This window comes from Novosphingobium sp. BL-S-24 (assembly GCF_055521575.1).
On the sequence record NZ_CM145488.1, the window covers coordinates 1945198 to 1967590 of the forward strand.

General features: G+C 61.3%; 17 protein-coding genes. 9 read left to right on the plus strand and 8 right to left on the minus strand.

The genetic code is table 11. The annotated features are described in order from the left end of the window. The first annotated feature begins 257 nt into the window (after positions 1-257). The 4 genes from ACZ1JM_RS14625 (at position 258) to ACZ1JM_RS14640 (ending at position 5949) form a co-directional block, all read left to right on the plus strand. Positions 258-2534, plus strand: a complete 2277-nt coding sequence (locus ACZ1JM_RS14625) for a TonB-dependent receptor (RefSeq protein ID WP_465133100.1) — start codon at positions 258-260, stop codon at positions 2532-2534. Further along, positions 2534-3091 (plus strand): hypothetical protein, encoded by a 558-nt coding sequence (locus tag ACZ1JM_RS14630; RefSeq protein WP_465133101.1) that lies wholly within the window; start codon positions 2534-2536, stop codon positions 3089-3091. The genes ACZ1JM_RS14625 and ACZ1JM_RS14630 overlap by 1 nt, the downstream gene beginning before the upstream one ends. Then, on the plus strand, positions 3088-4572 hold the full coding sequence (locus tag ACZ1JM_RS14635) for a PepSY-associated TM helix domain-containing protein (protein ID WP_465133102.1): 1485 nt from the start codon (positions 3088-3090) through the stop codon (positions 4570-4572). The genes ACZ1JM_RS14630 and ACZ1JM_RS14635 overlap by 4 nt, the downstream gene beginning before the upstream one ends. 702 nt (positions 4573-5274) lie before the next feature. Further along, entirely contained in the window at positions 5275-5949 is a 675-nt protein-coding gene (locus ACZ1JM_RS14640) for a TetR/AcrR family transcriptional regulator (RefSeq protein ID WP_465133103.1), read from the plus strand. Positions 5950-5955: 6 nt separating this feature from the next. On the opposite strand, the gene ACZ1JM_RS14645 is transcribed toward ACZ1JM_RS14640, so the two are convergent. The 5 genes from ACZ1JM_RS14645 to ACZ1JM_RS14665 form a co-directional block, all read right to left on the minus strand. Continuing rightward, entirely contained in the window at positions 5956-6726 is a 771-nt protein-coding gene (locus ACZ1JM_RS14645) for an ABC transporter ATP-binding protein (protein WP_465133104.1), read from the minus strand. 10 nt (positions 6727-6736) lie between these two features. Next, complete coding sequence (locus ACZ1JM_RS14650; protein ID WP_465133105.1) at positions 6737-7435, minus strand: ABC transporter permease; 699 nt, start codon at positions 7433-7435, stop codon at positions 6737-6739. A gap of 130 nt (positions 7436-7565) precedes the next feature. Next, positions 7566-8564: an ABC transporter substrate-binding protein gene (locus ACZ1JM_RS14655; protein ID WP_465133106.1), complete on the minus strand. Its 999-nt coding sequence runs from the start codon at positions 8562-8564 to the stop codon at positions 7566-7568. 6 nt (positions 8565-8570) lie between these two features. After that, entirely contained in the window at positions 8571-9473 is a 903-nt protein-coding gene (locus ACZ1JM_RS14660; RefSeq protein WP_465133107.1) for a TauD/TfdA dioxygenase family protein, read from the minus strand. Positions 9474-9496: 23 nt separating this feature from the next. Beyond that, on the minus strand, positions 9497-11875 hold the full coding sequence (locus ACZ1JM_RS14665; protein WP_465133108.1) for a TonB-dependent receptor: 2379 nt from the start codon (positions 11873-11875) through the stop codon (positions 9497-9499). A 549-nt stretch (positions 11876-12424) separates the two neighbouring features. Here ACZ1JM_RS14665 and ACZ1JM_RS14670 point away from each other — a divergent pair. From ACZ1JM_RS14670 to ACZ1JM_RS14685, 4 genes are all read left to right on the plus strand, one after another. Further along, positions 12425-13801, plus strand: a complete 1377-nt coding sequence (locus ACZ1JM_RS14670) for a transposase (RefSeq protein WP_465133109.1) — start codon at positions 12425-12427, stop codon at positions 13799-13801. A 597-nt stretch (positions 13802-14398) separates the two neighbouring features. Then, positions 14399-15562: a GGDEF domain-containing protein gene (locus tag ACZ1JM_RS14675; RefSeq protein ID WP_465133110.1), complete on the plus strand. Its 1164-nt coding sequence runs from the start codon at positions 14399-14401 to the stop codon at positions 15560-15562. A 427-nt stretch (positions 15563-15989) separates the two neighbouring features. Beyond that, positions 15990-18068 (plus strand): TonB-dependent siderophore receptor, encoded by a 2079-nt coding sequence (locus ACZ1JM_RS14680; protein WP_465133111.1) that lies wholly within the window; start codon positions 15990-15992, stop codon positions 18066-18068. Positions 18069-18070: 2 nt separating this feature from the next. After that, the gene (locus ACZ1JM_RS14685) at positions 18071-19255 is read left to right on the plus strand and encodes a PepSY-associated TM helix domain-containing protein (RefSeq protein WP_465133112.1); all 1185 of its coding nucleotides are present in this window, start codon (positions 18071-18073) and stop codon (positions 19253-19255) included. A 60-nt stretch (positions 19256-19315) separates the two neighbouring features. Here ACZ1JM_RS14685 and ACZ1JM_RS14690 read toward each other — a convergent pair whose 3' ends face one another. Then, complete coding sequence (locus ACZ1JM_RS14690) at positions 19316-19918, minus strand: TetR/AcrR family transcriptional regulator (RefSeq protein WP_465133113.1); 603 nt, start codon at positions 19916-19918, stop codon at positions 19316-19318. Positions 19919-20002: 84 nt separating this feature from the next. Between ACZ1JM_RS14690 and ACZ1JM_RS14695 the strand changes: the two genes are divergently transcribed. Further along, complete coding sequence (locus ACZ1JM_RS14695; RefSeq protein ID WP_465133114.1) at positions 20003-21010, plus strand: NAD(P)-dependent oxidoreductase; 1008 nt, start codon at positions 20003-20005, stop codon at positions 21008-21010. A 74-nt stretch (positions 21011-21084) separates the two neighbouring features. On the opposite strand, the gene ACZ1JM_RS14700 is transcribed toward ACZ1JM_RS14695, so the two are convergent. Further along, positions 21085-21921, minus strand: coding sequence for an NmrA family NAD(P)-binding protein (locus tag ACZ1JM_RS14700; RefSeq protein WP_465133115.1), 837 nt, complete (start codon positions 21919-21921; stop codon positions 21085-21087). Then, positions 21914-22369: a nuclear transport factor 2 family protein gene (locus tag ACZ1JM_RS14705; protein ID WP_465133116.1), complete on the minus strand. Its 456-nt coding sequence runs from the start codon at positions 22367-22369 to the stop codon at positions 21914-21916. The genes ACZ1JM_RS14700 and ACZ1JM_RS14705 overlap by 8 nt, the downstream gene beginning before the upstream one ends. Positions 22370-22393: the final 24 nt, after the last annotated feature.

Here is a 22393-nt window from a genome sequence, read left to right on the forward strand (position 1 = left end):
ATGACTGGATCGCGTCTCGTTGGCAGAGATTTGGTGCTGCCCGACTGGTAATCGAGCAAGCTAGCCATCGTACAATCCGCATAGCGGTATCGGTTGATCCACGCCAACGACCGACCATAGCGTGGCAGTTTGGCGCCTGCTCTTAGGCTATTGCGAATGAAGTCCAGCAGTTCAACTTGCGGCAGAGCTCCGGGTATTGATCGCGATTGACTCGCGATAGCATCAACGACAAGGAAGCTGAACTTCAGGGGGGAGCAATGAGCAAAATCCACATTCCGGCACTGACGTGCGCGTTCTTCTGGGCTAGCGCGGTGAATGCGCAGCAGGCGACTGCAGAGCCCCAGACCTCGGACATCGTCGTGACGGGCGAGAAGTTTAACCGCACGTTGCAGGACACCCCTACGAGTGTCGCGGTGACCACGCCTGAGCGAATTCGGCAGGAAAACATCCTGACAATCCAGGACGTCTACAACCGTACGGCCAATGTGTCCGAGACATATGGCGCTGCGGGCTTTACGATCCGCGGGATCAATAACCAAGGCGTGGGTGCCGGCGGCAATGCGGATACCGCCACAGTCTACGTCGATGGCGCACCGATCCCGCGGGAGGCGCTGTTCGGCGGGCCGACAGACTTGTGGGACGTCCAGCAGGTGGAAATCCTGCGTGGACCGCAGTCGACTATCCAAGGGCTTAACGCACTTGCTGGCGCGATCGTGCTCACCACCCGCGACCCTTCCACCTCCGAATTCGGAGGTGACGCGCGGGCGCTGTGGACCGAGCACAACGATCGCACATTTTCCGCGGCGGTCGGCGGGCCGCTGGTGCAGGACGAGCTGGGCGTTCGCCTTTCGGCTGAGCGGCGCAACGATCGAGGGCTGATTCGCAATGTCACTCGCGGCGGCTACGATGATGGGCTGGAGTCGCTCAACCTGCGTGGCAAGCTGAAGTGGACGCCCAGTGTGTGGCCGGGGCTCGAGGTGCAGGCCAGCTACAACCGGGTTCGGCGCGACGGTGGCTATCTTTACGAATACGCGCGAACAGACGTGCCCGACTTTTACGATAATCGCATTTCGACTGGCGATGCACCAAGCAGAGGGCATATCAAGACCGACATTGCGGTGCTCAGCTTGCGCTATATGTTCACGCCGGAACTGCGCCTCTCGAGCATAACCTCCTTCAACAAGACTTTTACTCGGGCGGTAATCGACACCGATGGCACCGCCGCAGATTTGCAGGTCGTCGACAATACCAACAATTTTCGCACCTGGACGCAGGAACTCCGGCTGAACTACGAAGGTGAGCGCCTGAGCGGTGTAATGGGCGGCTGGGCCTACCACCGCACCGGTGGTCTGGTCGCTGCCAACCGGCTCAACATCAACACGCCTACCGCGACGATCGCGGCGCTGCTGCGCGGGGGCGGCTTTCCCGCCGCGACGGCGACGCAGATCGCCAACCTCTACACCGACGCCCTCCCGGTGATCCCGGTCGCCTACGCGGCAGAGGCCCCGCAGCGTGTGAGCACCGCCGCGCTGTTCGGTGACGTCCGCTACAAGCTGACTGACCGTCTCTCGCTGATCGGCGGCTTCCGCTACGATCACGAAGCAAACCGCTACACCGCGGAAACGGTGGCGACCTTCACCGGCACGCTGCCCGAGCCCGCCGCGTTCGGCGTTGCGGGTACACCACTGTTCCTGGCCATTTCGGCCGTGAACCAGGGTGTGCTGGGACTGGTGCAGGGTGCGAACTCGGCTCGCGCGAGCACAGCGCGCACCTTCGATGCCTTCCTGCCCAAAGCAGGGATCAGCATGGAATGGACATCCGACATCACCACCACTTTGACCGTGCAGCGCGCCTACCGCTCGGGCGGATCGAGCCAGAATCCAGCGCGTGCTCTGCTGGTGACCTACGATCCAGAGTATAGCTGGAACTACGAGGGATCCTTGCGCTCGCGCTGGCTGGATGGCCGTCTGACGCTGAACGCTAACGTGTTCTACGTCGACTGGAAGAACCAGCAAACGAATGCCTTCTTCGGCCTGAACGAGTTCGACTACAACACCGTCAATGCGGGCAAGTCTCATCTCTACGGCTTCGAGATCGAGGCTCAGGGGAGGATCAGCAGGGCCGTGGACGTCTATGCCTCGGTCGGGCACGTTCGCACCGAGTTTGACGACTTTACCCTACCGGCCGGCTCTACAACCGCGATCGACCTTGCCGGCTCGGAGTTTCCGTATGCGGCACGTTGGACGGTCGCTGGCGGGTTTAACGCGCGCGTGGGGCCGATAATGGGCAACCTGAACGCGAGCTATCGCGGACCGGTATACAGTGACGTGGGCGTGGCACAGGTGCAGGGACGCTTGCCGGGCCGCACAATCGTCAACGCGCGGTTGGGCTGGGAGCTGGAGCAGATCACCCTGTTCGCTTTCGCGCGCAACCTGCTGAACGAGAAGTACCGGCAGTATGACTTCCGGAGCACCGGCCGGGCGATTTTGGGGGAGCCGCAGACGTTCGGCGGCGGTATCGAGGCGCATTTCTGATGCTAGCCATTGCTCTGGCCGGTGTCACGGGCGGCGCCGGAGGCGCAGTACTGCTCCGAAAAGCTTTAGCCGGCCGTACCCGCGACCGCACAACGCTGGTGGGCGTAGGTTGGCTGGTTATGCTTGGAACCCTGCTGCTCAGCGCGTCAACGGTAGGCGCAGTGAAGGGCACGGCAGTGGCGATCGCCGGGATGGGCTTGGGCGCACTTGGCGTCGTGGCCCAGGGTCGAGTGGTGCGCACCGCGCGGATGCCGCGCGACACCATAGCACCTGAACCCTTGGAGGGCCCCTCGCGCGCATGGCGCGGGGTGCTCAAGTTTCTGCTCGCCGGGCCACTCGGGATGACCGCGGCCATGGGCATCGCCTTCTGCTACGCCACATGGGCTCCGGGCGACCCGCGGACACGGATCGTCCTCGGCGGCCTGCTGATGCCCTTGGGCTGGGCTTTGGCGATGACCTGGACGCTCGCGGACCAGCGCCTTCTGCGCGCTTTCGCAGTGCTGGTCGGAATAGCGGTAACAGGCTTTGCCGTTGCGGCAATGGGAGGATTGGCATGACCGAGGCCAAGCACGCCGGAAAGGCAAATAGCCGCTGGCCGTTGTCGCCCGCTACCGTGCGCGCGGTGCTCAGCGGCCATGGCATCCTCGGGCTGGCCTTTGCTGCCGTGATCTACCTAGTATGCCTCTCGGGCACGCTGGCGGTGTTCGTACACGATCTCGAACGTTGGGAGCAGCCCTCCTCTCCGGCCGTCACGCACATTGAAGATGTCGCCATGACAAGGGCGCTGGACGCAGCATCCCGCAATGCTCCTGCGGGAACCACGCTGTATGCTTCGCTGCCTTCCGCTGAGGAGCCCGGGGCAACGATCGTAGCCTATTCACCCAGCTTCGAGCGCGAATGGTCAGTAGATGCGCAAGGTGGTTTGGTGGAGAAGGCGGCGGTTTTCTCGGAATTCATCCTGAACCTCCACATCGCACTGCACCTGCCGCGCAGCTGGGGCGAGTTCATCGTCGGGCTCACCGGCGTGGCTTTGCTGTCCTCGCTCGTTTCGGGCATTCTGGCGCACCCGCGCATCTTTAAGGACGCGTTCCAACTGCGGCTGGGCGGCTCACGGCGATTGCAGGAGGCGGATCTACATAATCGGCTCGGGATCTGGGCGCTGCCGTTCCACGTCACCATCGCGCTAACCGGCGCCTTGCTGGGTCTCAGCACCCTGATTGTCGGCGTCCTGGCGATGCTGCTCTACCGTGGCGACACCGCGAAGGTGTATGGCCTCTTTACCGACGCCCCCCCGGCGGTAAACGCCACTCCGGCGCCGGTACCCCCCGTATCTACGCTGCTAGCCGAGGCGCGCCGCCGCGCTCCGGATGCAGAGCCGCGACAGCTGACTATCGAGAATGCCGGCCGCGCCGATGTCCGCATCACCGTCACCTCCCAACGAGACCGCCTACTGGTTCCGCAGGACACGACAAGCTTCGATGCCGCAGGCCGTGTGGTGAAGGACGAGCACCCGGGCGATCTGGCAGCGGGCACACGAATTCTTGGCGGCATTGGCCAACTTCACTTTGGCTGGTACGGCGGCTTACCTGTGCGGATCATCTACGGCCTGCTCGGTCTGGCGCTTTGCGCCGTCACTTCAACCGGGGTTACGATCTGGCTGGCGAGGAGGCGTGACAGGGGGCGGGCAGTGCCGCAATGGGAGCGCCTATGGGCGGCCGTAGCTTGGGGCCAACCGCTTGCTTTGGTCTTGGCGGCACTGGCGGCGATAGTTCTTCCATTCAGCGCGTCTGCTCTGTGGACATGGCTTGGCGCCACACTGGCGCTGTTGTGTGGTTTCGGGGCGCTGCGCTTAGCCGGTCCTGTTTGCGCCAGCAGCTTGCGCCTGGCGCTCGCGTTTGCCCTGATCGCGTTAGGGGCGTGTCACCTGCTTGTTTCCTATACCAACCTTGGCGGCCTGGCGCTCGACATCATGCTCCTAATCGCTGGAGCTGCTCTATCGACAAGGAATATGCCCATCCAAATGATGGCTCGAGAGTGATCCATTCAAAGGGTCAACAACATTTGGCGATCTGCCTCGAGCGAGAAGTCGATGTACATGATGAAGCAATTCCAGCTGCCCAGCGGCCTCGCATTAGTTCCTGAAATCGTCCCCCGTAGCTCATAACCGCTTTGCAGTACGGAAATGCGTAGTCCGAACGAAATGGACTGGTGACGCGCCACGAGGCGAGCGGACGGACCGCGACTAAGTCTGCAGGCTTTAGGGAATGAACAGCGAAGAAGGTCGACGTTGGTAGGCCGCAATTGGGACAAACCCGTCGTTCCACAGCGAAGGGTCGAATGGCAGCTCTCGGCAGAACCCGTCTCGACATACATTGTCCGGAGATGCTGGTCCCAACGTGATGCCGAAAACCAGCGTTTTTCGACTTCCATCAGCGTCGCCGTATGCGTGGCCGCAATGAGAACCAACAGCCTGCCCGACATTCAGGCGGCGCTGACGACGAATGTAGTAGGAAGTGTCCGATCAACCTTCGTCTGATAGCCCGGTTCACGCCAAGCCCCGTATCGCACTGGCGTGTGCGGAAGGCCGCTGACCATCTGCTCTATGAATGGCCGCAAAATCCGGATGGACGTAGAGCCACTCAGCTTCAGGAATCCCTCAGGGGATCATTTTCGACCATGCTATAGCCGTGGGCCATTTTGGGTGACTGGCCCATTGCTGCGACATGCAAAGGTAACATGAATGGTTAAGCTTTCACCGTCGCTGGACTTGACAGCGATCAACGAGATATCGGGTCCGGAAAGTACCAGCAAGAGGCGATTGATCGCGGCCGGAGAACGTCTGCTGGGCGAGAATGGCTTCGCCGGCATATCCCTGCAGGATATCGCGGCAACGGCGGACAATGCCAACAAATACGCCGTACAATACCATTTCGGCAGTAAGGCCGGCCTTATCCGAGCTATATTTGCGGTCCGGCTGCGCGTCATCAACAAGCGACGATCGGGCTTGCTTGATGTAGCTAGATCGAGCGGACTGCTGCGAGACATTCCGGCACTGATCGAGTTGATTTTCCTTCCGCTGGCTGAGCAGGTCGATGAAAATCATCGGCACAGCTATGCGCGCTTCTGGCTGCAGTATCTCAGCCGCATGGATTACGATCGTTATCGGGACGATCTGTACGATTCCCATGAAACGCTGGGCACCGTGCTGGACCATCTAGCGGCTGCGCTCGGCGTTGATTCCGCAGCCTTGAGCGACCTGCTATTTCCGCAAATCTTTGTGATATTGTCGGTATTGGTCGACCGAGATAGCCGCCTGGCACACGGTTACGAAGTTCCCACGCCTTTGATCGTGGTAGACCGCGCGATCTCGATGGTTTCGGCGGCGCTGGTCAGTCAGGTCGGCCAGTCCCGCTAACGCGAGTCAGTCGGCCTCGCCAGCCATCGGCACGCCGAGTTCGGTCAGCAAGGCCATGCGAAGGGCGGCGAATTCGGCGCCCGCAGGCTGCCGGGGCTGCGGCAGGTTCACCTGCCGGTCGAACGCGATCTTGCCTTGGCGCAGCAGTACGACCCGATCCGCCAGCAGCAGGGCTTCCTCGACATCGTGGGTGACTAGCAATGTCGCAGGGTTGTGCGCGCTGCGCAGCGTTCCTATCAGCCGCTGCATATGCAGCCTGGTCAAGGCATCGAGCGCGGCGAACGGTTCGTCCAGCAAGAGCAGGCGCGGTTCGCGCACCAGCGCTCGGGCAAGTGCCGCACGCTGCGCTTCGCCGCCCGACAGCGTAGCGGGCCAGGCGTCGGCGCGGTGGTCGAGGCCCACTTCGCGAAGCGCCTCGATCGCCAGCTCTCGCAGGGCGGGCCTGCTTCGTTTCAGTCCAATGACCACATTGCGCCACACCCGCATCGATTGGACCAGCCGCGGTTCCTGAAACACCGTCGTCCGCTTTTCCGGCACCAATGCATCACCCTGGTTGGGGGCGTCGAGGCCGGCGAGTATTCTCAGCAATGTGGTTTTACCGCTGCCGCTGGCACCCAGCAGCGCGACGAACTCGCCCACTCCGATTTCAAGCGAGAGGTCGTCAAGCACCACGTCGTCACCGAAACGCCGGCCTACAGAATTGACCCGGACGGCGGCTGGCCGCTGCGGAGGAGCAGCGAAATCGGTGGGGACCGTTTGCGTCACGATATTGAGCATGAAGATTTTCCTAGCGAGCCGCACCCGCCGGACGCCATGGCATCAGCCATCTTTCCAGCAGGCGTACAATGACATCAGCGCCGATGCCAAGCGCGGCGTAGATAGCGATGCAGATCAGGATAACGTCGACCTGCTGATAGAGCTGAGCGCTGTTGAGCAGATAACCGAGCCCCGCCGAGGCATTGATCTGCTCCGCTGCGACCAGAACCAACACCGCCACTCCCAATGAGAAGCGCAGGCCGGTGAGGATAGACGGCAGCGCGAGCGGCAAAACCACTTCGCGGATCAAGGCAAAGCCTTCCAACCCGAAGCCGCGAACGGCCTCTATCACCTTGCGGTCGACATTGCGCACACCCGCATAGCTGTTGAGATACATGGGGAAACTTGTAGCAAGGGCGATCAGCAGCAGCTTAGGCGTCTCGCCGATCCCCAGCCAGACGATGAACAGTGGCACCAGGGCCAGGAAGGGGATCGTTCTGAGCATGTGGATGAGAGCGTCGAACAGTTCTTCTCCCAGTCTGGAGAGACCGGCCGCCAGACCGAGCGCCAGGCCGATAACGATACCGATGGTGCCGCCCGCAAGCGCGCGAGCCAGCGATACCCCGATCTGCCCGGCCAATGACTGTTCGTTCCACAAGCGTATCAACGTGCGGCCGGCACCGGCGGGGGAGGGAAGGACCGAAGGATCGACCAGGCCGCTCGCGGTCATGCTCGCCCAGGCTGTGACGACCGCCAGCGGCACCGCGAGCCGGGTGCCCAGACCGCGCCATCTGCCTTGCGGCGTCGACCTGCCGGCGGCCGGATTTATTCGAACGGATCCTGATGCCGTAGCGTCCACGTCAACGATCCCTCGTGCTGGATGCGGCTTCGACCTGCGCAAGCGCGTCGTCAAAGCGGCGGTCGAACAGCTTTGCGGCATCGATCTTTCTGTTGACGAGGCCCATCCGCAGAAGCGTATCGGCCTCAAGCTGCTGGGCCGCGACTACTTCCGGAGACACAGGGCCGTATCGAACCGGCGCGCGCCTGACCATGGCGTCGGCCACGTCGGTCGGGAGGTCATAAAGCCTTGCGAGGGTCAGCGCCGCCTTGTCGGGGTTTTCGCGTTGCCACTTCATTGCCCGCGCGACTCTAAGCGTGAAATCTCGGATCATCGCAGCAAGCTTGGGATTCGCCAGAGCGCGATCCGGGGCAGCCAGAAAATTCAGGTCCGGGATCAGCGGTTCACCGCCGATGGCGACGATCCGCAAACGGCCGCCGGCCAACATCGGAGACAGCCCCGGCTCCCCGGTGGCGACCGCATCAACACGTTTGCTGGTCAGCAAGGCGGCACCGCCGGGGACCGAAACCGGTGTTATGTTGCCCATGTCCATCCCTTCACGCTGCAGCAGCCGATAGAGGAAATAATGGGTCGACGTGCCGGGCAGGAAGGCGACCGCCTTGCCCTTCAGGGCGCGTACCGAGCGGATCGGCGATTCGTTCAGAACCACGAGGGCCATCGAGGACGTGCCGGGGATCGCCCGCCGACCCGCCGCTACCACCTTGATCGGACTCCCCGCAGCCTGAGCGAAAACTGCGGGCGTGTCCATCAGCCAGCCGACATCGATCGATCCGCCGGTCTGCGCTGCTACAAGTGGGGGGCCGCCTTGGAAGTTGGACCACTCTATCCGATAGTCGCGTGGATTGTCTTCACCGGCCGCGACCAGTGCGCTTTTCAGCATTTGCGCCTGGTCGCCGACCCTGAGCACCGACTGGTCGCCCTTTCCCGGTCCCCCGCAGGCAGCCAGGGCCGAAAGCAGGACAGTCAGGACAAGCGCCTTGCATGAAAGGGGGAGCCGCATGGGAGCCTATTCCGCCGCTTCGGTCATGGCGCTGTCCGAAAGAACGAAACTGGTGCGTCCGTCGACGCCTACCGGCACGTCGCCAGCTATGGTGACCCGGTTCATCAGGCGACGCTCGTCATAGTCGTTGACGGCATAATGCTGTGTTGCCCGATTATCCCAGATCGCCACATCGCCGTATTGCCAGGACCAGCGGACCACATGTTCGGGCTTGGTCACGTAATTCTGGAACAGCGTGAACAGCTGGAGCGATTCCAGCGCAGGAATATTGACGAAGCGGCGGAAGAAGTGACCCAGCACGATCGTCCTCTCGCCCGTCAACGGATGGACGCGCACGAGGGGATGTTCGGTTTCCCACTGCCGGCTCACGAAACTGGTCTTCAGGCTGCTTGCGATGTCAGGCCGCGTCGGCGCGTAATCGAAAACATTGGAATGGACCGCGCGCAGGCTGTCCGCCAGCGTGCGCAGCTCCGGCGGCAGCGCGTTGTAAGCCAGCGCGGTATTTGCCCACATAGTGTCGCCACCGGCGGGCGGGAGGATGACCGCGCGAAGGATCGAGGCGGCCGGATAGGCATCCAGGAAGGTAATGTCTGTGTGCCAGCTGTTGGCGCGGACTCCGTCATCCGAATCTAGCGCCCACACCGTTTCCGTTCCGGCTTTGACCGGCGCGGTCGGATGCGCCACCGGCGTACCAAGCAGGGCTGCGAACGCCTCCTGCTCCGCATCGGTCAGGTGGGTCTGCCCACGGAAGAACACCACCTTGTGCCGCGCCAGCGTTTCCCAAATGGCGTTGACGACGCCAGCTTCGAGATCGCCCGACAGCTTAACACCGCGCACTTCTGCGCCGGTGCGACCGGTGACCTTGCGGATATCGAGTGGTTCGAGGGGAGACAGGGCTGTGATCGACATAACATTTTTCCTTTACCAACTGGTTAGTATTTGAAGCTCAGGGTCAGTCCGTAGGTGCGCGGCTCGCCCACCGTCCCGCCGATCAAGCCTGAGTTCGAACCGGCACCGGTTGAAAGAGACTGGAAATAGCGCTTGTTGAAGATGTTTTTGCCCCACAGGCTGAGCTGAAGGTGATCGGCGAAACGCGCACCAGCCTGGGCGTTGACCAGGCTGTACCCCGGGGCCTGAGTGTAGATCGACATCTCGGGACCGGAGTTGAACGTCGATCGGTAAGAATAGTCCGCAGCGGCGAACAACTCGATATCGCGCCCCTGCCAGGTGCCGACGGGCCGGCGATATTCGGCCCCCGCCGAGACCGACCATTTGGGAACGTTTGGCAGGACTACCCCGTCGAAATTGCACGAAGATTGCAGGCCGCGCTGCTCGATCGGGCACGGTCCGCTGGGATAGGAGATTGACGTAGCATCAGCATATGCGAGCGCGAAATAGCTGCTCAGGCCATCAACCGGCCGGGCTTGAATATCGATTTCGCCGCCGCGAGAACGAACCTTGCCGACATTCGCGATATAGGTCGTGGTCGTGACAAGGTTCACCAACGATGCCTGATAATTGCCGATCGTGGTAGAAAACAACGCCGCGTTGGCGACCAACCGCCCATCGAGCCAGCTCGTCTTGAGGCCGATTTCGAAATGATCGGCCAACTCCGGCGCAATCTGGATGCTGCCGCCTGCGGGCACCGAGGTCAGGTTCAAACCGCCTGCCTTGAAGCCGCGCGCATAGGTCGCATAACCGAGTGCGTTTTCGGCCAGTTCGTGGGAAACGTTAGCCTGGCCAGACAAGTTGCCGCCCTTGATGTGTGAGGCGAAGTTGAAATTGCGGCCGAAGCCGGCGCGGATCGTGTTGACCGCCGCGACGACCGCCTCCGCTTGTCCGGCAAGGCTCGGCCCGACGAGCGCCTGGGAATAGGTGCCTCCCTTCTTCTCGTAGGTATAGCGAAGGCCGCCGGTCAGCTTGAGTCGGGCGGTAACCGCCCAGGTGGCCTGGGCATAGGCCGCGTAGGAATCGTTCGACAGGGAAGATGGCGAAACTGTCGTCAGGCCGTTCAGCGCGAGCGCCCCTACCGCGGCCGGCACGGCAGGCCCCAAAAGCCAGTTGGGTGCTGCCGCGCCGTATTCGACGATAGCCAGCGAATCGATATCCTGGTGGAAATAATAGAGCCCGCCGATGAAGCTGACCGGACCGTCGCCATTGCTGGCGATCCGCAGTTCCTGACTGAACTGCGTTTGTTTGCTGGGCGTGTCAGCCCGTGTCAGGATTGGCAGGCCCAGAGAATCGGCATCGTTGTGCGGATGCCATTTCCACCAGCGGTAGCCGGTGATGGACGTCAGCGCCACCGGCCCGGCATCCCATACCACTTTCCCTGAAACACCCCACTGGCGCATCGAGAAGCGCGAGGAGGAGTCGATCGCGACGGTTCGTCCGCTCGCATCGAACGGAAGAGCGTAACCCTCCCTTGCTGCGCGCGTCGCGGCGCTGTTGGGGAAGGGCGCTCCGTTCGCCAGATTCGTGATCTGCCCCACGATTGCCGGGCCGCAGCACAGGCTGGACGCTTCCGCATAGTCGCCGCTCAGCGTGATGCGGAGACGGGGGGCCGGTGTGAGCAGGAGTTGTCCGCGCAGCGAGTCGTTTGCGACGTTCATCCGTTTGGAACCGTCGACGATGTTCCGGATATAGCCGTCGCGCCGGGTGCTCGACCCCGAGATTCTCACAGCGGCAAGACCATCGACGATGGGTGTGGTCGCCGCTGCGCGATACTGCCGATAATCGAGATTGCCGAAGGTGATTTCAGCGTTGACACCGGGATCGAAGCTGGGCTGCCTGGAAACGATATTGATGGCGCCAGCCACGGTATTCTTGCCAAAGAGCGTGCCCTGGGGGCCGCGCAATATCTCGATGCGGTCGATGTCGAACAGTTCGAACAGGATTTGCGCCGGCCGTGCATAATAGACGTCATCGACATAGACGCCGACGCCGCCTTCGAGGCCATCGTTGGCCGGGGACTGATTGCCCCCGAGCCCGCGGATATTGATGCTGGAGTTGCGGGGGTTGCCGTTAACCGGCCGCAAGGCGGGCACCAACTGGCTGACCTGACGAATATCATAACTGTTTGTGCGATCGAGGGCGCCGGAATCCACGACGCTCAGCGCGATCGGTACATCCTGGGCCTTCTCATCCCGGCGGCGGGCGCTGACCACGATGTCGGCTCCCATATTGTCACTCACCGCATCGGCGAAGATCGGCAGCATCGCTGTCTGAGCCTGAGCGCCTTCCGATAAGGATGCGACACCAGCACTCAGCAGCACCGCAGTCCGTACCCGCTGCGAAATCACATTCAAACGCATGGAAAAACTTACCCTTTCGACCACCCGAAAGGCAGAGGAAGCCCGCGGTCGACCCGTGCCTGAATAACTCGGCTCCCGCGCCCGGACGCTCGCTCCGGGAATAGGTGCAATGGCCAGAATCCGCCGGTGCGGTTTCCCGGATGCACTCAGCCAAATCGGCTTTTGAGTGGAGTCACTTACTCTACTAATTTTATAGATAAATGGGAAACAGTTTTTGTTAGCCACCGCCAACCTACGCTTTTGACCTGTTTTATCCGGGGACGTTTGGCGGGGATCAGGCAAAACGTCGAGCGCCTGTGATCGAAGCGCAGCAAGGCTGACTTGGCATCTTGCTCCGATCGGCGGCTTGGTTTTGACCCCGCTAGGCACGCTCGCGGTCGTAACCTTCTGGCGAAACCTATCACGCCGGGACCGGTCTGCTTTCGCCACAATCGGTCATCCGCGCAGTTGCAGCGGAACGGCGTGAATTGGTCGATAGTGTTGAAAAACTCAGCCTTGCAGTAGTGGCAAAGTCCTGATTCACTGGGCCTGTCGTTGGGAGACAGGCTGATGATGGGTGCTCGAACGGTGATGCAAGAGGCGCTGTTTTACAGCTTCAGCCTAGAGGACCATGTGCCGCAAAGTCACCTGCTGCGGGCCGTAGAACGCTTTGTGGACCCGAACGGTATCCGGGAGAAACTGCGACCATTTTATAGCGAGACTGGCCGCCCTTCGATCGATCCCGACCTCATGGTCCGGATGCTGCTCATTGGCTATTGCCTTGGCATCCGGTCAGAGCGGCGCCTGTGCGAGGAAGTGCATCTTAATCTTGCCTATCGCTGGTTTTGCCGCCTCGGCCTTGACGGAGCGGTGCCGGATCATTCGACGTTCTCCAAGAACCGCCACGGCCGCTTTCGGGATAGCGATCTGTTGCGGAACCTGTTTGAGATGACGGTCACGCGCTGTATCGAGGAGGGATTGGTCGGTGGCGAGGGCTTTGCCGTCGACGCCAGCCTGATCAAGGCCGACGCGAACCGCCAGCGAGGTGTGCCCGGCGAGGAAGGCTTGCCCCCGGACATCGGCAACCATGCAGCCCGGGAGTATCTGGAGGTGCTCGATGCGGCAGCGTTCGGCGCGGCATCGCCCGTCACGCCCAAATATCTGTCACCTGCCGATCCTGCAGCGCGCTGGACAAGCGCTCATGGCGGACAAGCCTTCTTCGCTTACAGCACCAATTATCTCATCGATTTAGAAAACGCCGTAATTGTTGATGTTGAAGCCACCACCGCCATTCGCCCCGCCGAGGTGACGGCGCAGCGAACGATGATCGATAGGACGCAGGAGCGCTTTGGCATTTGGCCACGGCGCCTGGCCGCCGATACTGGTTATGGCGATGCCGCCAATATCGCCTGGCTTGTCCATGAGCGTGGCATCGAACCGCATATTCCCATTTTCGATCATGCGGGCCGCCGGACTGGAAGCTACCAACGCACTGAGTTCCGCTACGACCATCAAAATGATCTTTATGTATGTCCCGGCGGCAAAGAGTTGTTCCCGCGCCGCAAGAACTATGCGATCCCACCGCCTGACGTCGATCAGGACGGGTTCATCCGCTACCGCGCCAGTAAACATGACTGCGATGCCTGCGCTCTCAAGCTGCAATGCTGCCCAGGTCAGCCCAACCGAAAAGTGATCCGATCAATCCACGAGGGGGCACGGGATCTGGCAAGAGATTTGTCCAAAACCGACGCCTATGTCACCTCCCGCCGCGAACGGAAAAAGGTTGAGATGCTGTTCGCCCACCTCAAACGCATCCTCAAGCTCGATCGCTTGCGCCTGCGAGGACCAAATGGTGCAAAAGACGAGTTCCTCCTGGCAGCCACGGCACAAAACCTCCGTAAACTGGCAAAGCTCGTACCGATCTATCCAGCAACTAGTCCCGCATGAGGCGGGCGCCCAGCCTCACTTCAATATCAGCGAACGACAATCCCGGACTTTTTCAACGCTATCGGTCGGGAGCTGCCGGAAAGCTACCTGTCCGCAACCAAGTAGCGCAAATCGCCGCTGAATGGCTTAGAGGGGGGCGCCTGCTGGCAGAGCAGACCGTGAGAACGTCGTCGCTGGAATTCATGCTGATGCGGGAATTGGTCGTTGGCAATCTGCCTAGTCGCCAGCCTGACAAGCGCCCGTCTTATTCTTACTTTGAATCATTTCTGGGTTGTGATTCGCCGCGCGTAGTCACAGCGCATACGGAGAAACCAGCTCTACGGAAGTTCGGGCGGCCTGTCCGCGATGCTGCAGGCAGAGACCCCCGCGATGGAATGGGGAAATGCCACGAAAAGGGCTGTGCTCTTTGTTCGAGAAGTTCGCGTCACGCTGTCAGTATGGTTGCCCGACTGGCCTATGCCATCACGCAGCAGCCGATCCCGATCCAGCAGATCAACCAGCTAAGCTGAAAACGGGTGGTGAGGGTTATAGGTTTGTAAATCCGTGATCTTTATGATCCGATGTCGTCGCATCCGGATACAAGCACGGGAAAGCGTCTTGGACTTCTTCACGCTCAATGTCACCGACGCGCTGGTCAATTTGGTATGCGGGTTGATGAGCCTGTCGCTTTGGTTAAACCAGCGCCACGAAAAGTGCCTGATCTATTGGGGTAGCGGCTTGGTGATCTACGCTCTGGTCACAGCGGTATATCCGTTCCAACCCGGAAATGCGATCGTCACGGCAATCGGTTACTCGCTGCTCGAGCTTGCGGTTGTTGTCATCTGGTTGGGATTTCGTGCGTTTGACGAAGACGGCCCCGCGCCGGTCTGGCTGCTCGCGTTGCCATTGACCCCGCTTGCCTCGTGCGTGGTAGTGGGCTTCCTGAGCCAAAACTGGGCTGTTGCCGGACATGTGACGCTGATTGCCCATTGTGCCATCGCCATCGCTCAAGGCTCGTATATCTTTCGTGGCCGCCTCGGAAAATTCGGTCCACGAGCGATGGCCGCCTATTCAGTCTATGCGGTCGCGCTGATCACGGTGGCGGCGGGCATTTTGAGGGACTGGCTCGGCGATATCGGCACAGCAGATAGCCTTATACCACTGTGTGACCACGCTGTGACGATCATCTTTACGATGTCGGTCATCGCCATGGTGGGTGAACGCGACTTCCGAAGGTTGTTGCAGGTCGCCCGGCACGACCCGCTTACTGGCGCGCTCAACCGTGCAGGCCTGGCGGAAGCCATCGCGAACCATCGCCGCCATAGCGCGTTGCTGCTGTTCGATCTCGATCACTTCAAATCGATCAACGACACGTTCGGTCATGATGGCGGCGATGCAGTCCTGCGCCACTTCACGCAGCGGGCAACCGCATCGATCGGCGATGCCGGCCTTCTCGCGCGCCTTGGTGGCGAGGAATTTCTGATCGTGTCGGAAGACGCTTGCCTGGATCAGGGGAAGCGGCTTGCCCAGGCGATCTGCCTGGCCGCCAAGACCGAGCCGGTGCACGTGGGGCAGGTCGAAATCCCCTTTACCGTTAGCGTAGGTGTCGCGTTGCGGCATAGCGACGAGGATTTGTACCAGGCGCTCAGGCGAGCGGACGAGGCGCTATATCGCGCCAAGGCGGAGGGTCGTGATCGTGTTGTGACGTATGCCGATGACCGATGCGTCCACTCTCCCGTTTCGGGTGAGCTACGCAAGCCACGTCGGGAGGTACGCGGTTAAGCGCAAAATCTGGCGGGCGCAGAAAGCCTTACCGCGAAGCGGTGGCGGCCGATCGCGAGAGTATCCAGAATTTCTGGCAGGAGCGTACGAGCAACGCGTTCGCCAGCTGCCGCCTCATCCTCGTCTCGACGTGGCGCGCATATCAACTGCCGCAGATGGACCGCCCAACGAAGCACCATGGCCGTTATGACCACATCTGGATGCGTCGCTGCTTACCTTGCGGGGCCCTTGTCCCAGCCGAAGCGAAATGGAGGATCGCCGCTTTCCGCAAACGTCACGAGTCGATAATATCTCGCAATAGCACTTGCGCTGGCGGCTGCGCGGATTACAGGACCGTCTGTATTGCGACTCATTCGCATATTGCAGGCGGGGAATACATTTGCGAGTTTTCAAGTCGGCGTTGATCGCATCGGTTTCATGCGTCTCCATGCCGGTCTTTGCACAGGACGTTGGGCCATCCGAGGCGCCCGGTGCGACCGGGGAGATCATCGTTACCGGCCGCGCCCAACGACTCTATCGGGTAGAGCAGGCGACCGTGGGCAAAGTCGCGGAAGACCCGATGAACATCCCACAGGCGGTTCAGGTGATCAACGCGGAACTCTTCGCCGACCAAGGCGCGCGCGATGCTACCGACATCTATCGCAACATCTCGGGCGTCAGCTTCTTCAGCTATGCAGGCGTCACCTTCCGCGGTTTCCGCCAGGACCAGTCGTTCTATGACGGCCAGCGCGGCAATCCATTCATTGGATTTTCGGTGCCGCAGCTATTCAACATCGAGCGGGTCGAAGTGCTGAAGGGCCCGGCGGGCCTGTTCTTCGGCCCCGGATCGCCGGGCGGAATCATCAACTATGTCTCGAAGACCCCTTCCGATGAAACCGGCCTGCGCGCTGTCGTTACAGGCGGCACATACGATCGCATCGGCCTGTCGGCGGAAGCGACCGGACCGGTCGATAGCGCCGGTGTGATCACGTACCGGCTTGGCGGGTTCTTTGAATCGATGGATCCCTATCGCCGCAACACGCAGAACAAGTCGCGGATCGGTGACGCCGGGATCGCCGTCAAGACCAACGATGGCGGCAAGCTGACGCTGCAGGCAACGATCTATGACAGCGAGCTGCAGGCCAACCGGCTGCGCGGTGTGCTGGTTGACGATGACGGCAATTTCCGGACCAGCATCCGCTGGAACGCCAATGAAAAGACAGACTTCCTCAACTTGCGTTCACAGGCCTACCAGGCGCGCTATGCGACGACGATTGGCGATCGCATCACGTTTGACGCGGGCGCGCGCTATTTCAAGGCAACCGAAAAGCAGCAGTACCACGAGCCGCGGGGCCTCGATCCCGCCAATCCAGATCTTGTCCGCCGCGAGTTTCGCGACCAGATCCGCCCCGTCCGCGGCCTGTCGTTCATGGCCAATCTGACGGCGCGGGTCGACCTGTTGGGGATGGAGCACAAGTTTCAGGCCGGCGCGGACTGGTACGACGAAAAGAGCGTGCTGCATTCGCGCATTCTGCGGGCGGGGGTGACTTCCCTTAGCCTCAGCAATCCGGTGTACGGCAGCGGTGCGGGCGATGCGGCACGCGCGGCGCTGCTTCCCTTCACCACCACCGACACCCGGACCAAGCGCAAGGGCGCCTATATTCAGGACCAGATCAGCGTGACCGATGCGCTGCTGCTGGTGGGCGGCGTGCGCTATGACAAGTTCGATGACGGCGTGACGACCAGCACCGGCGGCGCCGTTTCCGGTCAGTCCACTTATTCCGACAGCGACGTGACCTTGCGGGGGGGCGCCATCTTCAAGCCCCGGCCCGACGTATCGCTTTACGCCAGCTGGTCGCAAAGCTTCGAGCCACAGGCCGCCGCAGACCAGAACCGCGATGCGGGCGGCCCGTTCGCGCCGGTCACCGGCAACCAGCTGGAAGGCGGCGTGAAGACGCAGCTGTTCGATGGGCGCCTTCAGGCGAATGCCGCCGTCTATCGGATCGTGCGCAAGAATATCCTTCAGGTCGATCCCGCGCAGGAGCCGGTCAACGGCGTGGACCAGCTCGCGCCCATAGGCGAAGTGACGAGCAAGGGCTTCGAGATCGACCTGACCACTGACATCACGCCGGACTGGGTGCTGCTGGTGAACTACGGCTACAACGATACAAAGATCACCGGGACTGCGGTGGGGCAGGCGATCACCAATGCCGTTGGCAACCGCTTCGCCAATGCGCCCAAGCACAAGGTGGGCTTCTGGACTCGTTACCAGGTTCCGGCGATCGACACGGCGTTCGCTTTCGGCGGCGAGCATGTTTCGCGCCGTATCAGCCTTTCGGGCCAGACGGTGAAGCCATACACGATTTTCGATGCCTCGATCACCAAGGGCCTTGGCTTTGCCGAATTGCTCCTTCGGGTCGATAACATCTTCGACAAGGTCTACGCCGCATCGGGTTTCTCCGCGCAAAGCGGGCACTTTCCGGGTGAGCCACGCACGTTTCTGGCCGAATTGCGCTTCAAGTTCTGACCGTGGCGAAGACGCGTGAAAAGGGTCGCTCGCTCTGGTGGCGGGTCCATAGCTGGGCTGGGCTGAAACTGGCGATCTTCATGACGTTCGTGCTGGCGACAGGCACGCTTGCCGTCTTCGCTCACGAGATTGACTGGCTGGTGACACCGGCGATGCGCGCCTCGCCGCAGGACGGCCCGCGTGCGAGTTGGGGAACGCTTGCGGCGGCTGCCGCAAAAGCCGAGCCGAATGGCCGATTGCAGACGCTCTACGCACCGATCGACCCATGGTTCGCCGCCGAAGCATGGATCGAGAAGGGCAAGGGCGCACCCCTTCGCGTCTACATCGATCCCTGGAGCGGAGAGGTGACCGGGACACATGGCTGGGCGAACGTCCATCGTTTCCTGCGGCAGGTGCATCGCCATCTGATGCTGCCGACGAAAATAGGCATCCCGCTGGTGAGTTCGCTGGCCCTGCTGTTGCTCGCCTCGCTCGTTACCGGGATCGTCACGTACAAAAAATGGTGGCGCGGCTTCTTCCGACTACCCCGGGGCGGCGATTCGCGCCGTTTGATGGGTGACCTGCACAGGCTCGGTGGCTTATGGAGCCTCTGGTTCGTCACACTTATCGCACTCACCGGCCTTTGGTATCTGGTCGAGACCTTGGGCGGCAATGCGCCGGTTCCGAAGCTTGCGAAAACGGAGAAGGCTGTTCCCGCTCCAACGGGCCCTGCGCTCGACCGGATCGTTACGACTGCGCGGCGTTTGCGCCCAGAGCTGGACATTCGCGAGATCCGCTTCACGGAACACAACGGCGTAGTGCTGTTGGGGCAGGAACGGGCATGGCTGGTTCGCGACCGCGCCAACGGTATCGCGATCGATCCCGTCAACGGCCATGTGCTCAGCGCACTGGACGGTGTGAACTTGAACGTTCACCAGCGGATTTCCGAGATGGCCGATCCGCTGCATTTCGGTACGTTCGGCGGACTAGCCACCAAGGTCATCTGGTTTCTGTTCGGCACGGTGCTCACAGGAATGTCGGTGACCGGCGTGATCATCTACGCAAAACGCCTTGAAAAAGCCGGGCGATACGAGCGGACTGCAAGCCGGATCGCCTGGGCAGGCATGGGTGCTTGGGCCTACGTCTGCACCGCGCTGGTTATCCTGGCTCTCGTGCTAACGCCCGGCGCCATCGGCGGGGCGAGCTGACCTCAGCCGCCCGGCACTCTACCGTCGATCTGGAATGCCGGGGAAGTGTTAGCGGGACGGCTACGGCACGGCGTTGCTGATAATTTCCGTGAACGTCGCGATGGCATCCACTTCGGTCATCTTGCCGCGGACGATGGCCGCCGACAAGGCTTCTCCCGCGCCCACAAGCCCGACACATAACCGTATAGCGGCCGGTTCCGTCAGCCGATTGAAAGGGCGTAACACGGACGCGAACATGGCGACGGACTGGTCGAGCAGTTCAGCAAAAACTTTCGCCATCTCCGCGCTGCCAGCCAGGGCCTTACCGACAACGTGAAACTCGCCGGTCAGATCGGAGGCACACCGAATATAGGCATCAGCCAGCGATGCGATCGTCTCGTCCCGGTTCTTGTTGGCGGACGCCATCGTCAGAGAAAACGCTTCGATCCGTTCGGTATCAATCCAGCGATAAAGGTCGATCAGCAGCCCGGATCGAGTGCCGAAGTGATCGTACACAACCGGCTTGGACACGCCTGCGCGAACCGCAAGGTGACCCAGGGTCAGACTATCGGCGCCTTCCTTGCGGATCACGTCCAGCGCCGTCGCGAGTAACTGCTGGTGCCGATCGGCCTTTGCAAGTCGGACGCCTCGCGGTGCGGGAGCCACGTTCGAAACTGGTGCCATAAAAACCTGCTTGCCAAACCTACTAAAGGTAACTTAGGTACAACCTACGTTTAGTAGATTCGCTATTTGCACGGAAAGGCTATCATGTCCATCTCACCCATTCTTCTTCTGGGCGGCACCGGCCAGATCGGCCACTTCACCGCGAAGTCGCTGCGCAAGCAATATCCCGACCTGCCCCTGCTGATCGGCAGCCGAAACCGACAGAAGGCGGAGCAAGTCGCGAGTGCATTGGGCCATGCCGAGGCAGTCGTCATCGATCCGCTGGCGGATGACCTGGGTATTGGCGATCGCTCGATTGGCGCGATGGTCGTTTTGTATTCCGACGAACGACTGGCCAGCCTGCGCTACGCCAATGCCCGGGGTATTCCCCACCTCGGCATCTCGACAGGTCTCTATGAAGTCGCGCCGGAAATCGCGATCCATATGCAGCGCCCGGATGCAGCCGCAATCGTGCTTGGCTATGAGTGGCTCGTCGGCGCCACAACGATCGCGGCGCTGACGTCTGCGAAGGGCTATGCCCGTGTCGATAGCATCCGGATCGGCGCGCTGGTGGATGAGGAGGATTGGGGCGGTCCCGCTGTCGCCGAGGATTTCGAGCGTTTCGCGTCGGTCATCTCCTCGACGCTTGCCAGAAAAGAAGGTGCGTTCGTGTGGCGTAAGGGAGACGATGCAAAAACCGTGTTTCGAGCAATCGATGGCACGGAAATTCCGGCTTCCGGCTTTTCGACGATCGATATTGCCGGTCTGGCCGCTGTGACGGGCGCCAACGATATTGAGTTTGCCATCGGAACGGGCGTCAGCTCGAGCAGACGCGCGGGCGGCGCAAAGTCGACCGAGATCATCATTGAGCTGTCCGGGATGGATGCGACCGGGACCGCGCAGCGTAGCCGCCATGCCGTTTTCCACCCAGGCGGTGCGGCACCGTTGACGGGGCTGGGCATCAGCATGGTTTTGGAACGCCTTGCCGGGCTGGACGGCGAACCGGTGACGCCGGCCGGGCTGTTTTTCCCCTACCAGATCGTCGATCATGACGATTATCTGGACCGTCTCACCCAGGAGGGCGGGCAATTGATGACCCTTCCGCTGGCGTGACCTGAAGGGTGACGCCGCGCGACCAGCACGCTGGGGCGGGCCTTCAACCGCCCCAGTGTCGAGCGCATCAGAACCTACGCCCCTACCAAAGTAGCGCGCTGCGAGGTCAGAAAGTCCGTAAGAGTTCGTGCCGGTCGACCGGTTATCTGCTGGACTTCCGTGGTTGTTCCATCGCCGGCACCGTTTGCGATAGCCGCGTCCATGCTGGCGAGCATCGACGCGTAATCGCGTGGAAGACCAAGGCCGACATGGCGGGCAATCAGTTCCTCCGTCGTGAGACGGCAATGACGAACAGGACGACCAATCGTTTTGGTGATCGCATGAGCCACCTCGTCATAGGTCAGTGCTTCGGGTCCGGTCAGCACATGGTCGGAGGAAGCCATCTCCGGTGTGGACAGCGCCTTTACGGCCACGGCGGCAATATCGGCGGCGTCAATGAAGGGGACGCGCCCATCTTCCGTAGCCGAATAGATGCATCCGTCATCAAGGATCGACGGCAGGTGCTGGGTCGTGATGTTCTGCATGAACCAGCTTGGGCGCAGCACTGTCCAACGCGGCGCGTGAGCATGGAGCCAGGCGTGAACCGCGCCCATCATGGGATCGCCCTCCTGCAGAGATGATGCGCTTAGCAGCACGAGGCGCCCGGGAACCCGTGCCACTGCCTGTTCGAGGAAAGTCTGCATGACCGGCAGGTGTTCGATCCTATCCGTTGGCGCGACAAGGTATATGGAAGTCACACCATCAAGCGCCGGTCCGTGAGTCGTCGCATCATTCCAATCGAACCGCACCTGATTGGCTGAGGAAGGTTGCCGGGTCGCGATGCGCGCTTCGATCGCGCCATCGGCAAGCTGTTCTGCAACCAACTGACCTGTCTTGCCAGTGCCGCCCGTTACCAAAACTCGCTCACGCATGATCGGCTTCCCCGATTGCGAGCTTGTCGACGATCGCGGCGCCTTTGGTCGCCCGCAGCACGACAAGCGGGTTCCAGTAATCCCGGTACAGGGCAATGCGCCCCCCCGCTGTGTGTATCACCGATATATAGCGCTGGTCGTAAGGCTCCCCCGTCTCCACGCCGCGTCCGAAGCCTTCAAACTCGATGATTACCACGTCTGGATCAGCGGATGGATGCACGGTCGGCTCCCCCATGCGATCGAATGCGATCATCTCGCCCACCGATTCCAGATGTTCGGCTATGGCGACCCGGCCATTAAGGCGGGTAGGCATACCGGGGGCCGCATATGGAAACTCCATTACCCCGTCTTGCGCCATCATCTCCGGGAAAGTGCTGGCATCCGCATCGATGCGATTACCAAGCGCCTTGCGAAGCATGGAAGAGAAACTTTGAATATTCTCGCTCATTGACTATCTCCGATCTAATGGAAC